Annotated in this window: 13 protein-coding genes and 1 tRNA gene; 5 read left to right on the forward strand and 9 right to left on the reverse strand. The window is 57.8% G+C overall.

Going from position 1 to position 15,956, the window contains the following annotated elements; translation table 11 throughout:
* Window positions 1-28: 28 nt before the first annotated feature.
* From G6R15_RS19320 to G6R15_RS19350, 7 genes are all read right to left on the reverse strand, one after another.
* Window positions 29-1,570, reverse strand: a complete 1,542-nt coding sequence (locus G6R15_RS19320) for a bifunctional diguanylate cyclase/phosphodiesterase (RefSeq protein ID WP_164661605.1) — start codon at window positions 1,568-1,570, stop codon at window positions 29-31.
* Window positions 1,571-1,645: 75 nt separating this feature from the next.
* Complete coding sequence (gene ttcA, locus G6R15_RS19325; RefSeq protein WP_164661606.1) at window positions 1,646-2,515, reverse strand: tRNA 2-thiocytidine(32) synthetase TtcA; 870 nt, start codon at window positions 2,513-2,515, stop codon at window positions 1,646-1,648.
* Window positions 2,516-2,684: 169 nt separating this feature from the next.
* The gene (gene yidD, locus G6R15_RS19330) at window positions 2,685-2,930 is read right to left on the reverse strand and encodes a membrane protein insertion efficiency factor YidD (RefSeq protein ID WP_164661607.1); all 246 of its coding nucleotides are present in this window, start codon (window positions 2,928-2,930) and stop codon (window positions 2,685-2,687) included.
* Window positions 2,931-3,370: 440 nt separating this feature from the next.
* A tRNA-Arg gene (locus G6R15_RS19335) sits at window positions 3,371-3,447 on the reverse strand.
* Between the two features lie 64 nt (window positions 3,448-3,511).
* Complete coding sequence (locus G6R15_RS19340) at window positions 3,512-4,897, reverse strand: sensor histidine kinase (RefSeq protein ID WP_164661608.1); 1,386 nt, start codon at window positions 4,895-4,897, stop codon at window positions 3,512-3,514.
* A gap of 16 nt (window positions 4,898-4,913) precedes the next feature.
* Window positions 4,914-6,332 carry an NAD(P)/FAD-dependent oxidoreductase gene (locus G6R15_RS19345; protein ID WP_164661609.1) on the reverse strand — a complete coding sequence of 473 codons (1,419 nt, stop codon included), beginning with the start codon at window positions 6,330-6,332 and terminating at the stop codon, window positions 4,914-4,916.
* Window positions 6,333-6,335: 3 nt separating this feature from the next.
* Entirely contained in the window at window positions 6,336-7,067 is a 732-nt protein-coding gene (locus tag G6R15_RS19350; protein ID WP_164661610.1) for a TVP38/TMEM64 family protein, read from the reverse strand.
* 317 nt (window positions 7,068-7,384) lie between these two features.
* Here G6R15_RS19350 and rpmH point away from each other — a divergent pair, with 317 nt between their 5' ends.
* The 5 genes from rpmH to G6R15_RS19375 all read left to right on the forward strand — a co-directional run bounded on the left by rpmH (window position 7,385) and on the right by G6R15_RS19375 (window position 13,174).
* Window positions 7,385-7,519 carry a 50S ribosomal protein L34 gene (rpmH, locus tag G6R15_RS19355; protein ID WP_005632162.1) on the forward strand — a complete coding sequence of 45 codons (135 nt, stop codon included), beginning with the start codon at window positions 7,385-7,387 and terminating at the stop codon, window positions 7,517-7,519.
* Between the two features lie 25 nt (window positions 7,520-7,544).
* Window positions 7,545-7,967, forward strand: a complete 423-nt coding sequence (gene rnpA / locus G6R15_RS19360; RefSeq protein ID WP_164661611.1) for a ribonuclease P protein component — start codon at window positions 7,545-7,547, stop codon at window positions 7,965-7,967.
* 495 nt (window positions 7,968-8,462) lie between these two features.
* Window positions 8,463-9,623, forward strand: coding sequence for a porin (locus tag G6R15_RS19365; RefSeq protein ID WP_164661612.1), 1,161 nt, complete (start codon window positions 8,463-8,465; stop codon window positions 9,621-9,623).
* Between the two features lie 52 nt (window positions 9,624-9,675).
* Window positions 9,676-11,313, forward strand: a complete 1,638-nt coding sequence (locus G6R15_RS19370) for a hypothetical protein (RefSeq protein ID WP_164661613.1) — start codon at window positions 9,676-9,678, stop codon at window positions 11,311-11,313.
* A gap of 4 nt (window positions 11,314-11,317) precedes the next feature.
* Complete coding sequence (locus G6R15_RS19375; RefSeq protein WP_164661614.1) at window positions 11,318-13,174, forward strand: glycosyltransferase family 2 protein; 1,857 nt, start codon at window positions 11,318-11,320, stop codon at window positions 13,172-13,174.
* Here G6R15_RS19375 and G6R15_RS19380 read toward each other — a convergent pair.
* Window positions 13,171-14,343, reverse strand: a complete 1,173-nt coding sequence (locus G6R15_RS19380; RefSeq protein WP_164661615.1) for an NAD-dependent epimerase/dehydratase family protein — start codon at window positions 14,341-14,343, stop codon at window positions 13,171-13,173. The genes G6R15_RS19375 and G6R15_RS19380 overlap by 4 nt on opposite strands.
* A 270-nt stretch (window positions 14,344-14,613) precedes the next feature.
* The gene (glyA, locus tag G6R15_RS19385; RefSeq protein WP_205520580.1) at window positions 14,614-15,876 is read right to left on the reverse strand and encodes a serine hydroxymethyltransferase; all 1,263 of its coding nucleotides are present in this window, start codon (window positions 15,874-15,876) and stop codon (window positions 14,614-14,616) included.
* Window positions 15,877-15,956 lie beyond the last annotated feature (80 nt).

Genomic DNA, 15,956 nt, shown 5'->3' on the forward strand with positions numbered 1-15,956 from the left:
AGCGGAAATGCTGTCGTGGAAGCCGGTTTCAGCCTGTTTCGCGCCCAATGCGCGGGGCATCTTGCAGTTTCGCTTGATGGGCGGCAATCCAATCCAGCGTCTGGTCAAAAGGCATGGGCTTGCCAATGCCAAAGCCCTGAACGTGGTCGCACCCGAGTTGCGCCAGAAGCGCATGCTCACCCACCGTCTCGACACCTTCGGCCAAAGTCTCCAATTCCAAACGTTCAGCCATCGTCAGGATCGCCCCGATCAGGCGCTGCTGCTCGGGGTCGCGATCAGCCTTCATCACAAAGGAACGGTCAATTTTGATCCGCGTAATCGTAAATCGGCGGATCGACGCGATTGATGCATGGCCCGTGCCAAAGTCATCCAAATCAATGCGGCACCCCAAGGCGCCCAGACCGGCGACGTTGCGCGTGATGATATCATCGGGGGTGTTGCTGAACACTGTTTCCAGGATTTCGACGGACAGGCGGTCGGGTGTCAGTTCGAACCGGTCCAATTCCCAACGGATTTTTTCGACCAGTTCTGGATTGCGCAATTCGTCCGAGGCGAAATTGACACCAACCCTGGGAACATCAACCCCGGCGCCGTCCCACGCTTTGAGCGCGGTCAGTGCGTGGTAAAGCATGACCTGGCCCAATCGTTCAAGCAATCCGGCTTGTTCGATCATTGGCAGAAACTTGTCAGGGGTCAGGACACCACGCACCGGGTGAGTCCAGCGTGCCAAAGCCTCAAAACCGGTCACTCGTCCAGTGTCGGTTGAAATTTGTGGTTGGTACCAAGGTTGAATCTGACCGTTCTCCAACGCGCTGACAAGTTCCGAGCGCAGATCGCTATCAAGCGCTGTTCTCTTTTGCATGTCCGGGGAATACGCGCGAATAGTCGAAGGTCCGCAAGCCTTTGCTTCACGCAACGCGACTTTTGCGGCGTCCAGCCAATCCAGTGCATCTGGCCCTGGTGCGCGCGATTGCTGGCAAAACCCTATCGAACAAGAGGCATAGACAGAGGTTCCGTCGACGGAAATCGGGTCTTCGACAGCGCTTTGGATGCGGCCTGCCAACTGTATGCACAGTTCCAGATCAAGTTGAGGAACGGGGCATAGGCATACCGCAAAGGTGCCATCATCAAGTCGAGCTACGGTATCCTGATCGCGCACGGCAGACAGAATGCGTTCGCCGCTTCGTTGCATCACCAAATCAGTGGTAGACTTACCGAACTGACCGGTTAACTTTTCGAGCTCGTCTATTTCGATCAGGAAGTTTGCAGATTTCAATCCCGAGGATTTGGTTTGCGCGCAAATGTCTTCGACTGAACGAAAAAATTCATCGCGCAGGACAAGGCCAGTTAGGCGATTGCGTCTTATGTGGATGGCACTTGGCCATTTCACCAACGCGCCGACAAAGGCAAAAAGCAAAGGCAACGCGAGGGACGCGAAGATGAGTGCGGCCTCTCCGCCTAGCCAGAATGCGCCTAGTGTTATGGCTGGGAGGAAGGCGAGAATCGGGGGGCCCGTCAATACCGACAGCACCTGAGTACGGAGCTGGGAAATATACTGCAAAATCCGCATCTTACTGGTCGGGCCTTTCGCTGGGGGCTCATTCACACGCTGGAAGAACCCTAGGAAACCAGTCTGACCCAGACGTTAACGCAAGACGGGAATTTCGGTTGAATTTTCAGAAATTTTTTCCGCTGACCGCTCAAGCCCTGCAAAATCAAAGAGTTTGGGGTCCAAGAGGTGCGAGGGACGCGCATTCATCAGGGCGCGGAACATGACCTGGCGGCGACCGGGGGAGTTCGACTCCCATCCGTCCAGAATCTGCTTCACCTGCTGGCGCTGCAAACCATCCTGACTGCCACACAGATCGCAGGGGATGATGGGATAGTTCATCGCTGTTGCGAACTTCTCACAATCGGCTTCGGCCACATGTGCGAGCGGGCGATAGACAAACAGATCGCCCTCTTCATTCACCAGCTTGGGCGGCATGGTCGCCAGGCGCCCGCCGTGAAAGAGGTTCATGAAGAACGTCTCTAGGATGTCGTCGCGATGATGCCCCAGCACAACGGCCGAACATCCCTCTTCTCGCGCAATTCTATAAAGATTTCCGCGTCTTAACCGCGAGCAGAGCGCACAGAACGTCCGCCCCTGAGGTATCTTGTCCATAACGACGGAATAGGTATCCTGATATTCGATCCGATGCGGAACGCCCATCTTTTCCAGGAATTCAGGCAGGACAGTTGCGGGGAATCCGGGCTGTCCCTGATCCAGATTGCAGGCCAGAATCTCGACCGGCAGCAGCCCGCGCCACTGCAATTCGTGCAGCACAGCGAGCAGGGTATAGCTGTCCTTGCCGCCCGACAGACACACCAGCCAGCGCGCGCCGCGTTCGATCATGCCGTATTGTTCAATCGCCTCGCGCGTATGGCGGACGATCCGCTTGCGCAGCTTCTTGAACTCGGTTGTCGAGGGCGCCCCGGCAAAGAGGGGGTGGATATCTGTGTCATCGTCCAGCATGGGCGGGGCTTACCCGAGTTGCGACAACCGGGCAAGGCCCGCGCGGCGCAGTAACTTTCACGGGCAACGCACCGCGCGTTTACACTTGTCAGAATTCCCCCAAAAGGGGCTGTGACATGCGTGCACCAAGCGTGCACAGGGCGTGCACCGCTGATGCAACAGGCAGGAGTTAACCTTTGTCCTTGGTCGTTTTGGGATCAGGTACAGGATCATAGCCATCGCCGCCCAAGGGATGGCACCGCCCGATTCGCCGCGCGGCCAGCAGGCTGCCCTTGATCGGTCCGTGTTTTTCCAAAGCCTCTAGCGCATAGGCCGAGCAGGTCGGCTGATACCGACAGTTAAACCCTACCCAGGGACTGAAGATAAGCCTGTAGGCGCGCACGGGCAGGGCAACGATATGAGCGAGAGGCGACATGCGCGGAAGATAAGGGCAAATGTAGGGCGGGAAAAGGTGGCGCGATGACCGATCTGCCGTCAGCAATGTGACCTTTGGGACAGCGATGACAAACGCGCGATGGCGTCGTCGGGTGTTTTGGCAAACGGACAGCAACGTATCGCAGTCGGTTCTTACATCAATGACACCGCGGTTCAGAACCTCGCGGTCACCGCTGAACTTTTGCAGATCCCCTGCCTGTCTTTTCTAAGCATGGACCAAGCGTGGAAAAAGGGGGGGCGAGGAACAGCGGCGTAAGCGTTTCAAGAAAGGCTTCTCATTCTAGGTCGCCTTGGCGAAACAGTAGCTATGACATGAAGTCTTTACTCAATCGCGCCAAAACTTCAAAAAAGTTGGTGCTATTGGAAGTAGGTGGGCAACTGAAGTAAACCGCCAAATTTCCCTATGTATTCAAAGGAAAATGGCGGACCGAGGAGGATTCGAACCCCCGACCCCCTGATTCGTAGTCAGGTACTCTATCCAGCTGAGCTATCGGTCCGCGTTGGTGAGGCGGTATTTAGTCCCAGCGTTCGGGGGGCGCAAGCCGATTCGTCAAAAAACTTTCAAAAAGTTCCGTCACCTCGTGGCAGGCATATTTCAAAGGCCGTTCCCTCAGGTCCAGTGTGCTTTAGCATCAAGGATCCACCGTGCCCGCGCACCAATTCCTCGGCAATCGCCAGCCCCAGACCCGAGCCGCCCTTGCGCACACCGCCCTGAAAAGGGGTGAACAGGTTCTCTTGGGCCTTTGGCGGCAGACCGGGGCCTGTATCGCGCACCTCGATCCACCACGCGTCATCCCGCTCGCCTGCGGTTACGGTGATCTGGCCGGGCTTGTTCGACGCAACCAAAGCCTGCCGTGCATTGCGCACCAGGTTCATCACCACACGGAAAATCTGCTCGGGGTCGGCCCGAACCATCAGATCTTCGGGGATGTTGTTGCTGATCTGAACGCAGGCATCTGCAATCGCCAATCGCTCGCTGGACACCACGTCATCAATGACATCCCCCAGCTGCACCATCGTCAGTGTCGGCGCCGGTTCTTCGGCGCGCCCGAACGCCAGGGTGCTTTCGCACAAGCTGACCGCGCGGGTGATGGAATTCACCAGTTTGGGGGCCATCCGTCGCACCAGCGGGTCTTCGCTGCCTTCGATCCGGTCTGTGAACAGTTGCGCCGACGTCAGGATATTGCGCAGGTCGTGGCTGACCTTGGCCACGGCACCACCCAGTTGCGCCAGACGCTCGCGCTGTTTCAGGGCTTGCGTCAGCTCGGTCTGCAGCATCAACAGCGCCTCTTCGGCTTCGCGCAGCTCGGTCACGCCTGCGTTTGGTTGGATCACCCCGCGGGCGTCCTCGGGGGCCAGAGCGTAGCGCTGCATCGTGTCCACCACGCCCTTGATCGGGCGCACCAGAACGACACGTACCGCCAGAAACAGCAGGAAAGCCGTGATGATTGAAATCACGGCAGACAGGGCCAGAACACGCAGGCCATAATCAATCATGGCCGACCGCAGCGGGCCGGTTTCCATCGTCACCTCGATCAGCAACCCGGCCTCGCGCACTGGCGCGCCAATCACCCGAATGATCTGATCGTCCGGGTTGAACAGTCTTGTGATCGCGTCCTTGATCAACACCATGGGCCCTGCCATGCGCAGATCATACGTCTCGGTGATCGGCTGCGGAATCGGCGACGACAGCATCAGCTGGCGCACCTCGTCGCGGCGCAGTACCACGTTAAAGACGCCCGCGTTCTCCAGCAGTTCGGCCTCGAGCTTGGCCTCAAGCATGTCGTCGGCCAACAGCGCCAGCGAGGCGATTTGCGCCCGTTCCAGACGGTTGAGCAGGTAATCCTCGCGGAACCGCGCGATCGAAGGCACAAAGATCAAGACCTCGGCCAACATCACGAAGACCGTTGTCAGGATCAAAAACCGGCCTGAAAGCGAGTTCAGCATCAAGGTCCTTTCCCGGTCAGGGGATCCACCTTTGGACGAACCTGACCACACGTTTAACCGTTTGATTCTCAAACAGCCTTGGGGTGAAGTAGGCCCCCGCGGCACGTTTGTTAACCTCGCCAATCGTTGGATAGGGCGAAACCATGGCAGCAACCTGACTCATCTTCAGGTTATTGGCCAGCGCCAGCGACCACAAGTTGATCAATTCGCCCGCCTGATGGCCAACGATGGTGACACCCACAGGGCGCCCCTTGACCACCATCACCTTGATGAACCCGGTGGTTTTGCGTTCGGCAATGGCCCGGTCGTTGTGGTGATAGTCGAACCGCGCCACCTCGACCTTATCGCCATGCTCAGCGCGCGCCTGTGCCTCGGTCAGGCCGACCTGGGACAATTCCGGGTCAGTATAGGTCGCCCAGGGGATGTGGCTAGTTTTGGCGTTGGACGGCAGCCCAAACAGGGCTGAGCGGATGATGACCCCCGCCTGATAACCTGCCACATGGGTGAATTGCAGTCCGCCCGCGACATCACCGATGGCATAGACCTTGCGATTGGTGGTGCGCAGGCTGTTGTCGACCTTGATGCCCGTGCGTGTTGTCTCGATCCCTGCGGCCTGCAGGTTCAGCGTGTCGATGTTGGATTTGCGTCCCACTGCCATCAACAGATGTGAACCCTTGAAGATGCGCCCATCTTGTGTGGCAATCTCAATCGCACCGGCTGTGCCTCGGATCTGGGCCGCCAGCGCGTCCTCGGCGATCTCGATCCCTTCGGCGCGCAACGCGTCCAGCACCACGGCGGCGGCTTCGGGGTCGTCCTTGCCAAGGGCTTTTGCGCCTTCGATCACCGTGACCTTGCAGCCCAGCCGGATGTGCGCTTGCGCCATCTCCATCCCGATCGGGCCACCGCCCACAATCAGCAGATGTTCGGGTTTGTCGCGTAGGTCGAAAATGGTCTCGTTGGTTTCATACGGTACGCTGTCCAAGCCGGGGATCGGCGGCACCAGAGGGGACGAGCCCGTGGCGATGACAACCCGGCGCGCAGTGATCATATGATCGCCCGCCTTCACCTGTGTCGGAGAGACAAATTCGCCAAACTCGCGGATCACCCGGACACCAAAGCTCTCGAACCGCTCTTGGCTGTCGACTGGTGCGATCTGGGCAATCACGTCGTGGACATGATCCTTGGCCGCACCGTAGTCGATGCTGGGCACCACATCCGCGACGCCGTATTGGGCCGCATGCGCCTGGCCGTAAGCTGCCTTACCGCTAGCGATCAGCGCCTTGGACGGAACGCAGCCAAAATTCAGGCAATCACCGCCCATCTTGTGCCCTTCCAGCAGGGTCACGTCTGCGCCCATCTGGCTGGCTCCAGCCGAGACCGACAACCCACCCGATCCGGCCCCGATGACCAGAATATCTGTCTTGATCTCTTTCACGGCTTACATCTCTTTCTTGCCACGCAGGGCTTTGATGCCAATCGGCAGGGCGGCCAGAATACAGAGGCCCACAATCGGCCCGATCACAAACGGCTCCCACAAGAGCGACAGATCCGGCGTTTCGCCGCGATCGAACACACCGCCCAGACCAACCCCGATCCAGGTGAACACAATCGCGCCTGGGATAATGCCCAAAGCGGTGGTGAACAGATAGTTGGAAAACTTTACCCCCACCAGCGCAGGCACCAGATTGGCCACAAAGAACGGCACAGCAGGCACGAGGCGCAGCAGAAACAGCACTGAAATCTCGTTGTCCCGCAGTCCGTCCTTCAGCTTGCGGATCGTGCCCTCGGATGTTTCCAGCTTGGCCGTCAGTGAATTGCCCAGCCCCAGTCGAGCGGCCCAGAAAATGGCCGAGGCACCGATGGTGGCCGATACAACGTTCAGCACAGTCCCCGCCGTCAACCCGAACAAGAAACCGCCAGTCATCGACGCCACAGCCGCGCCGGGTAACGAAAAGGCCACGATCACCACATAAGCCGCCACGAAAATCGCCACCAACGCGCCATAATGTGCATCGCGATAGGCCAACAGCGCTTCGCGGTTGTCGCGCAGTGTCTCAAAGCTCAGGTAATCACTCAGAGTGAAGAACCCCACAATCGCCACGGCAAGAATCACCAGAAGCGGGATATGACGGCTCAGGCCATTTTTGGCAGCGGGGGTCGTGTCAGTCATCTTTTGGTCCGGTGGTTGTTGGGGCATTCTTTGAGCTTTTGTGAACTTGCCCTAAACATGCGGTGTCTCGTGCCCGGACAACAGTCACCTCACGGGCGGTTGATCGTAACGCCCCGTTTCGTGAGAGAATGTCGCTAAAACCAACAAAACTGAAACCATTGCACTGGCGCTGGGGTGAATTTTGTTGCAAAAGGCGCGGAATTCCCCGGGCAGGGGTTTGACTTGCCTTCCTTTCAGCCTTAAAGGACGGGCTTCGAATACACCGGGCGGGCGAATCTGCACCGCACCCGACCGATACAATAGATGGAGACGGAGCGATGAAACGCACCTATCAGCCTTCGAACCTGGTTCGCAAACGCCGCCACGGTTTCCGCGCACGCATGGCCACCAAAGCCGGCCGCAAGATCCTGAACTCGCGCCGCGCCCGCGGCCGTAAGTCGCTGAGCGCATAAGCTCAGCGATTCTGTTCAGCAGAACATGACACCGCCGGAGGCCCCCAAGACTGGCTCAAGCAGCCAAGGGAACAGGCCACCGGCGGTTTCCGTTTGTCTGCACACCAGCGGACAAATGCAGGTGTTGGCCAAGCGCGCCGACTTTCTGAAAGCTGCCCGCGCCCGCAAACAGGGCACATCCTCGATGCTGGTCCAGGCCCGCAAGCGGCCTGAGGGTGAGGCGGACGGCATTCGCATCGGCTTTACCTGTTCCAAAAAAGTCGGCAACGCCGTGGCCCGCAACCGCGCCAAGCGCCGCCTGCGCGAGGCCGCGCGCGCCGTCCTATTGGCTCAGGGCAAACCCGGTTGGGATTATGTAGTGATCGGCAAGAAAACCGACACCATCGCCCGCCCGTTCCCGCTTTTGGTCAGTGATCTGGAGTATGCCCTACGCAAACTGCACAAGTGACGTTTACTTGGCTGGCCGCTGGTACGGGTCCGGTGTTTCCGGTGGAATTGCGGGACACTCAGTGAACGTGACCAGATGCCCCAACACTTGTGGCATGGTCTTGTTGCGCTCGTGACGGTCATTCAGCAGGGTGTACGCCTGTGGCGCATCAAAGGTCTTGATTGGGCTGAAAGTTGTGGTGTTTTCTTTGTACGGAACCTTCTAATACTTCTGCTTCGCCCCGAATATCTGCTCTCTTACATAGATGATCACACCGTCACGGTTTGAATACGTCTGATCGCCCGGAAAGAGCGCGGACCGGTCGAGGCCATCAAAGGCCCGGTCATCTGGCAGGTTTCGAGGTCGCAAAGATCTTGGGGCAAACAAACGCCACCGGTCAGGTTTCATGGTCTGGGGCTCTTGGCAGGGGCCTTGTGCTGCCCCTAGTATCAGGTTGGTAGAAGCAATTGTGCGTTTTAGTATCGAGTTTTTTCGCAAAACTGATTGGATACAAACATGGTCCGAACATTTTCGTTGAGCAGGGTTGCCAGGTTGTTCCGCCTGTCCGGAGCCGGTGTTTTGTGTGGGCTGGTATTGATCTTGCCGCAGGTTGCTTTGGCCGAGGATCAGAAAGAACAGCAGGGCATTGACGTTTACGGTCAGATAAACCGCGGTATTTTGTTTTTCGATGATGGGGCTGACAGCGATGTCTATCCGTTTGTGGACAGCTCTAAATCGGTGTCCCGTCTTGGTGTGACCTATGACACGCCGATGAACAACGGCTGGCAGTTTCAGGCCCGCGGAGAGGTTGGGTTGGTTTGGGGCGAAACCAACGCAATCAATCAGGTGGATGGGTTTTCGGGGAGCTTTGGCAATGCATCCGAGCCTCTGCGCAAGCTGGAGGTTTCGTTTTCGCACCCGGACCGTGGCACGTTCTATTTGGGGCAGGGGGCCATGGCCAGCGACGGTGTGACCGGGCAGGATCTGTCGTTGACGAATGTTGTCGCGGGCGCAGCGGTCAAAGACGTTGCCGGAGGGTTCTATTTCCGCCGCACGGACGGCACGCTGACAAATTTCCGCATCAAGGATCGCTTTCGTACCCTTGGCAGCAGCCGCAGGTTGCGGGTGCGGTATGACACGCCCATCAACAACAACCTGTCCTTTTCCGTCGCTGCAGGCCGTGAGGTTCTGGAGGACAGAGACGGGCGATATTATGCTGATGCCGCAGTTCGATATGATGGGCAGCACGGAGACTGGCGCTATCGTGGGGCCGCTGCCGTGCGCTGGGCCGGGGGGTATGACAACACGCAGTATCGGCCAAAACAGCTTAGCTTTATTGCGTCTGGGTCCATATTGCACAAACCATCCAGGTACAATCTGACGCTGGCCTACGGCATCGAACAAAACTCGGGCTATTATGCTTATGCCAAGTTTGGTCGTCGTTGGTACAAATTCTTGCCCTATGGTTGGACGGCGGCCTCTTTGGATTACTATTATTATGAAGACTCCCGGCACAACAATCAGGTTGGGAATTCCATTGGATTGGCTGTCGTTCAGCAGTTCAAGGCACAAAAATTCGAAGTCTATGCAACGATCCGAAACTACGACTATGATGATGATACGGCGGACTATTTTGACAGCTACGCCGTTTTGACGGGCATCCGGTGGCGATTTTAGCGGTCAAATTGATGACCTGCGACAAGGGCGGCGCGGATGAGGGGGGACTGAATTGAGACTTATCGGAATTGCGGTTCTGGCGTTGATCCTGTTTGCGTTTGTCGCCATCGCCGTTAATCGCAGCGAAGACCTGTTCGAAACAGGTGGGCTGCAGGATATTCGGGACGGGCGCGAGGTTCACGTACTGGAAACCGGAGAAGCCGAACTGCCCGACAAGATCGAGGGTAAGGCCGGCCATGTGGATCTGGAGGTTCTGCAATCGGATGAATGGACCGCGCTCGCCGGGTTTTCGGGGCATCGCCGATTCAGCTTGCCGTTGCCTCGCGATACCGCCTTTTCGGCGGCGGTGCTGGAAATCTTTGCCCAAACCGAGATGGAGGTCGAAACGGCGGGACGCCTGAAATTCGAAGTCAACGGTCGCCGCCGGGGTGAGATCGTCCTTAACCCGGGTGAGACGGACATGCGGATCAGAATTCCGCTGGAGCCGTTTGATTTGGAGCGTCCCTGGATTGACGTGAGCGTCACCGTCGACGGCAGCAACCCCAAGGCCGAATGTGTAGACGATTGGACGGGCGGTGTTGTCGTTACGATCGAACCTGAAACCCATGTGCGAGTGGCTTTGGACGAGCCGATTACTTCAACCGCCGACGCGCTGATCTCTTCCGGGTTTCCGGTCCGGATTGTCTGGCCTTCAACGACGCCTGAAGCCATTACTTCGGCTGATCCGGTAATTTCGTGGCGGTGGCTTCCATTTGTGGCCAAAGCGAGCTTTGTCGACAAGGAAGTGGCGCGCGAGATAGACGTCGAAGTTCCCATCGAAGACGTGGTTGAACTGCATCATTGGGTGGTTCAGCAGGAAAATATCCGACGCCAGCTGGACGGGGATAACAACTTGAGCTGGCCACTGCTCATCGTTGGACAGGACGGCGCGTCGGCCAGTCGCGAGTTTCGCAATCGGACAAGTTGGGTTCACCGATATTCACGCACTTCGCTGCCTGACTTGCAGTTGCCCGATACATTGGATCTGAAGATGCAGATGGTGTCGACGGACACATCAGCGTCGTGGTTGCTGATCGTTTTCCTAAATGGCGATATCGTTTATTCACGGACCCTGCCGGCCACTCAGACCACATTCGAGCAGAGCATCGCGCTGCCGCAGAATGTTCAAACCATCGACAACGAGTTGCGTGTGAGCCTGATCAGTGACGAAGAAAAAACGGGCAGATGTGTGCAGGGTCGCCCTGCTGCCGCCAAGATCCGGGTCGGCACACAGCTTGACCGCAGGGGGGCGGATTCGGATGAAATTTATGCCGGTGTCCTGAATGCGATGGCGCCCGAGATCACCCTGACGATCGAAAAGCCCATCACGGCGCATGATCTGAATTTCGGGTTCCTCGCGTTGTCCAAGATTTTTTTGCACAACTCGTTTGATTACCGGGAGGGCGGGTTGGATAATCTGGACCGCTTGCAGCCGAGTGTGACCATTGTATCGGCCGAAAACCTGACGTCAGCCGTGGAACGGATGAAGGGGGAAGGTGGCCCATTCTGGGTGGCCTATTCGGTTGTAACCACTGCGCCAAAACCCGAGGTTTTCGCGTTTGAGGGGCGCGACCCGAAGTTGATGGCAGCGATTGGGTTGTACCGTCCGGAAAGTGTTTTGATCGTCGTTCCTGCAACGCAAGGCGAATAGGGCGATGCCTGCGCCGGATCAGCCGAACGCGACCTCAAGCAAGCCGTCGCAAAACGAGTTTGTTTCGGTCGACTCGGCGCCAGTTGGGTTTTCGTCGAATGTGCCCATGTGGCGTGCGCCGGTGTTGTTGTGCCTGTTTGTCCTGGTCTCGTGTGCAGGCCTTTATGCGCTGGAACATGTGGCGTTGTTCCAGAGCGTCTTTCGAGGCGGAGATATTGTCACGGCGCCTTTTTCAGGTGGGCATTCAATGCCCCTGCGTCTGTTTGTTTTGTCGTACATGATCGCCTTCGGTCTGTTGTCTAACGGTCGACTGCTCTGGCGGATCGGGTTCACGGCCGACATGGCGATCACCTATCTTGCGTTCTGCGCGCTGATTGATGTCACGGCTTTGTTGTTCGATGTGCTGGCGCATGCGCCGATGCCCCTGAAGGTCATCGAAATCCTGTCCGGGTTCCTGGGATATGCGATCTATTCGTTCAAGTTGCTGGAACGGGGCAACATGCCGTCGCGGATCGAGGTTGAGCGCGGCGCAACCCGCAACAAGCGCATGATGTTCCGGCTGGTGTTGATCCTGCTGATTTCGGCCGTTCTGACCATCTCGGCCGAAAATATTCTGCCCAACACGATCACCGCAGCGCGCGAATTTGCCCTGTTGGGGGGGATTGGGCCGGGGGTGTTTCTGTTTCTGCCGCTGGTCTTTCTGCTGTTGTACATCTTGGCGCGCATCGATACCTCGCGCGTGGACAGTACGCCCTTTACCCCGGCGCTGACGATCATCATTCCGGCCCATAACGAGGAATACATCATTACCCGTACTGTTGCTGCGATCGACGCAGCGGCAACGGAATATGGGGGTGCGGTGTCCATTCTGGTGATGGACAACAATTCGACCGACCGCACCAGCGAGGTGGCGACCGAGGCGCTGAGCGCCTGTCAAACGGCCCAAGGTCGGGTGATCCCGGAGCGCACACCGGGCAAAGCCCATGCGCTGAACGCCGCCTTGCAGGCGACCCAGACCGAATTTGTGATCCGCATCGACGCCGATACGCAGATCGGCCCGGATGCGCTGATCTATGCGATGCTCAGGATGCGAAACCCGGATGTGGGCGTAGTTGGCGGTTTGCCCGTGCCCCCCGGCAGCGGCCCCTTTGACCGACCGCGTTTGTTAGAGCTTGTGGTTAAACACGGGTTCTATTCGGTGGGGTTGAGCGCGGTGAATTCGGTTGTGGGGGTTCCGGGCATGTTTGCGGCCTATCGGACTGAGCTGCCGCGCAAGTTGGGTGGCTTTGTCCAGGGCATGAATGGCGAGGATACAGACATGTCACTGCGGATCGGAGAGTTGGGGTATCAGTTGATTGTTGACCCCAGAATCCAGTTCATCAGCGAAGTGCCCGCGTCATACAAGCATATGCGCGAGCAGCGATTGCGCTGGTTTCGCAGCGTGTTTCACGTCGCAGCCCGGTGTCGCGATCTGATCTATTCGGGCCGTATGAGTGTTAGGGGCAAGGTGTTGTTGCCCTTTATGCTGTTGAACTCGGCCATGCGCGCGATGATGGTGCCGATGATCCTGTTTGGCATTCTGGTCGCAATCGGCCCCGGAGCGGAGGCGCGCGCCATCCCTTGGCACGCGATTCTGGCCGTAGCAATTGGCGCGCCTGCCTTGATGTCAGTGCTATGCGCGCTGTTGAACCGGTCATTCAAGGGCTTGCTCTACATCCCGGAATATCTGCTGTTCCGACTGCTGCGCGCCTATTTCACGCTGGAAAGCAACCTGACGATCACGGTCAAGGACCACGGCCAGCATTTGTATTCAAAGGGTGCGCTGGTCCGCCCCGAAGGGAAGACCATCCGCGAGGCTTAGGGTTTCGGCTCGTTCCAAAGCGACACGCACGGGATTTTAGAACGGTCACAGCGGTCAGCGTATTTCTCGGCGATCTCACGGGCCTCTTCCAGGATCGCATCCGCAAGATAGGTTGGTTTCAGACCAAGGTTCAGAAGACGATCATTGGCCACATGCAATTCGTTTTCATCAGCTTCGTTGCGTGGGTTATCAACGAATGTAATCTCGGCTCCGGTCTTGTCGGCAACAAGCTTTGCCAAGTCCCGAACACGGTGCGTTTCTGTCATCTGGTTCAAGATATTGACCCGCTCGCCGTGCTGGGGCGGGTTGAGGATCGCCAGCTCGATGCATTTCACGGTGTCGCGGATATGGATAAAGGCCCGGGTCTGGCCGCCTGTTCCATGCACGGTCAAAGGATACTTGACGGCGGCCTGCATCAGGAACCGGTTGAGGACGGTGCCATAGTCCCCGTCATAGTCGAACCGGTTGATCAGGCGTTCATCCAACTTGGTTTCGGGCGTCTGGGTGCCCCAGACGATCCCCTGGTGCAGGTCCGTCACACGGACCCCATCGTTCTTGTTGTAGAAAAAGAAAAACAGCTGATCCTGGGTTTTCGTCATGTGATAGATCGACCCCGGATTTGCTGGGTACAGGATTTCGGCGTCGATGTGTTCACCATCGTCCGTGTCGATGTGTACTTTCAGGTACCCTTCGGGGATCTTCATCCCAGCGGTGCCGTATCCATAGACACCCATAGTTCCCAAATGCACCAAGTGACTGTTCACCCCGCTTTCGACGATTGCGGCCAGAACATCATTGGTCGCATTGAGGTTGTTACTGACTGTGTATCGCTTGTGGTAGGATGACTTCATTGAATAAGGCGCTGCACGCTGTTCAGCGAAATGCACGATGGCGTCGGGTTCTTCCTTTTTCAGCAGCGCCAGCAAGCGGTGGTAATGTTCCCCCACCGTGAACCGCTCGTGCTTGATCGTTTTGCCTGTCAGCTCTTTCCAGGTCGCCAAACGTTCGCCCAATGGCCGGATCGGGGTGAGAGATTCCACTTCCAGCTCTATGTCGATTTCCCTGCGAGAGAGGTTGTCCACGACAATGACGTCGTGACCATTGTTGGACAAATGCAAAGCCGTGGGCCAACCGCAAAACCCATCTCCGCCCAGTATCAGAACCTTCATAGCTTCAATCCCCAAATTCAAAAATAACGATAATATTGTTTGGCTAGGGTAGGTTTGAGGCGTTTTGTGTCAAGCTTGGCGCGGTGCGGCTTGAATGTTCCAACGTCTGCGTGGTCGCAAAAGGACGAAAAGGTCATCGAGGCGAGGCTCATAGTTGGGACACCAACTTGGTTAAAGCTCTAACAGTTGAACCCCGGAGCCCGCCGCGAAGGCGCGCGGTGAGATCCGGGGTTCTGGTATGTGCAGGCAGCGCGAGGACGCTGTTTCCTGTTACAGGTAGACCGGAAAAGCTGCGCAGAGGCCCGATACCTGAGCTTTGCACCGGGTCACGGTTTCGGTGCTGTCACCTGCTGCTTCGGCCTCGACCAGATCTGCGATCATTTCGCCCAAGATCGCGAATTCTGGCTCTTTCATGCCCCGAGTGGTTGCAGCACCGGTGCCCAGGCGCAGGCCGACCCATTCCGGCGGGCGTGGGCTGTCGTTGGGGATGGCGTTTTTGTTGGCGGTGATGTTGGCGCGTTCCAGAATCACCTCGGCTTGCTTGCCGGTCAACCCCTTGGAGCTGAGATCCAGAAGGACAATATGGGTGTCTGTCCCGCTTGATACGATGCGAATACCGCGGGTTTGCAGGGTTTGGGCCAGGGCGCGGGCGTTGGTCTTGACCTGAGCGGCATAGTCTTTGAATTCGCCCGTCAATGCCTCGCCCAGACAGATTGCTTTCGCGGCCAGCACCTGGGTGTGAATTGACCCCTGAACGCCCGGAAAGACGGCCGACTGAAGCCGCTTGAACCAGTCCTCGTTGTTGGTGAGGATCAGCCCCCCGCGTGGGCCGCGCAGCGTCTTGGTCGTAGTGCAGGTGACGATGTCGGCGTGGGGAAACGGGCTGTCATGAACACCGCCAGCCACCAGGCCCGCGATGTGCGCCATGTCGACGTGGAACCAGGCGCCGACCTTTTCGGCGATTTGCCCCATGCGCTCAAAGTCGATTTCGCGCGGGTAGGCGGAGCCGCCTGCAATGATCAGCTTGGGTCGGATTTTTGCCGCCTGCGTTTCCAGATCGTCGTAGTTGATGACTTCGGATGTGGCATCGACACCGTAATGATGCGGCTCGAACCAGCGGCCCGACAGGTTGGCCTTGAGCCCGTGGCTCAGATGCCCGCCTGCCGCCAAGTCCAGCGAGAGAACCTTGTCGCCCGGCTTGAGCAACAGAAAGAAGACGGCCAAATTGGCCTGGCTGCCGGAATGAGGCTGCACGTTGGCATAGTCGCAGCCAAAAAGCTGCTTGGCGCGGTCAATCGCGGCCTGTTCCACGATGTCGACGAATTTGCCGCCGCCATGGAACCGGTTGCCGGGATACCCTTCGAGCGTCTTGTTGGTCATCTCGTGCCCAAGTGCATCAAGAACGGCGCGACTGACGATGTTTTCGGATGCGATCAGTTCTATCTGGTCCTGTTGGCGTGATTTTTCGTGGCGCAGCGCATCCGCGATCAGCGGATCGGCAACGGCGACATGTGTGTCGAAATGGGCCGTCATAGCGGAGTTCCTCATGGTGAAACAGTGTCTGGATGCCCCCGGTTTGCCCGGCGGCCTGGGCCCATATTCGGCCACACGGT

The organism is Tropicibacter sp. Alg240-R139 (assembly GCF_900537075.1).
Taxonomy (GTDB): domain Bacteria; phylum Pseudomonadota; class Alphaproteobacteria; order Rhodobacterales; family Rhodobacteraceae; genus Falsiruegeria.

Excerpts from the sequence above, each read along its gene's own strand:
- G6R15_RS19350 (WP_164661610.1), bottom strand. The coding sequence starts at position 7,067 with ATGACTGACACGACCCCCGCTGCCAAAAATGGCCTGAGCCGTCATATC.
- G6R15_RS19380 (WP_164661615.1), bottom strand. The coding sequence starts at position 14,343 with ATGAAGGTTCTGATACTGGGCGGAGATGGGTTTTGCGGTTGGCCCACG.
- glyA (WP_205520580.1), bottom strand. The coding sequence starts at position 15,876 with ATGACGGCCCATTTCGACACACATGTCGCCGTTGCCGATCCGCTGATC.
- rpmH (WP_005632162.1), top strand. The coding sequence starts at position 7,385 with ATGAAACGCACCTATCAGCCTTCGAACCTGGTTCGCAAACGCCGCCAC.
- ttcA (WP_164661606.1), bottom strand. The coding sequence starts at position 2,515 with ATGCTGGACGATGACACAGATATCCACCCCCTCTTTGCCGGGGCGCCC.
- G6R15_RS19365 (WP_164661612.1), top strand. The coding sequence starts at position 8,463 with ATGGTCCGAACATTTTCGTTGAGCAGGGTTGCCAGGTTGTTCCGCCTG.
- rnpA (WP_164661611.1), top strand. The coding sequence starts at position 7,545 with ATGACACCGCCGGAGGCCCCCAAGACTGGCTCAAGCAGCCAAGGGAAC.
- G6R15_RS19375 (WP_164661614.1), top strand. The coding sequence starts at position 11,318 with ATGCCTGCGCCGGATCAGCCGAACGCGACCTCAAGCAAGCCGTCGCAA.
- G6R15_RS19340 (WP_164661608.1), bottom strand. The coding sequence starts at position 4,897 with ATGCTGAACTCGCTTTCAGGCCGGTTTTTGATCCTGACAACGGTCTTC.
- yidD (WP_164661607.1), bottom strand. The coding sequence starts at position 2,930 with ATGTCGCCTCTCGCTCATATCGTTGCCCTGCCCGTGCGCGCCTACAGG.
- G6R15_RS19320 (WP_164661605.1), bottom strand. The coding sequence starts at position 1,570 with ATGCGGATTTTGCAGTATATTTCCCAGCTCCGTACTCAGGTGCTGTCG.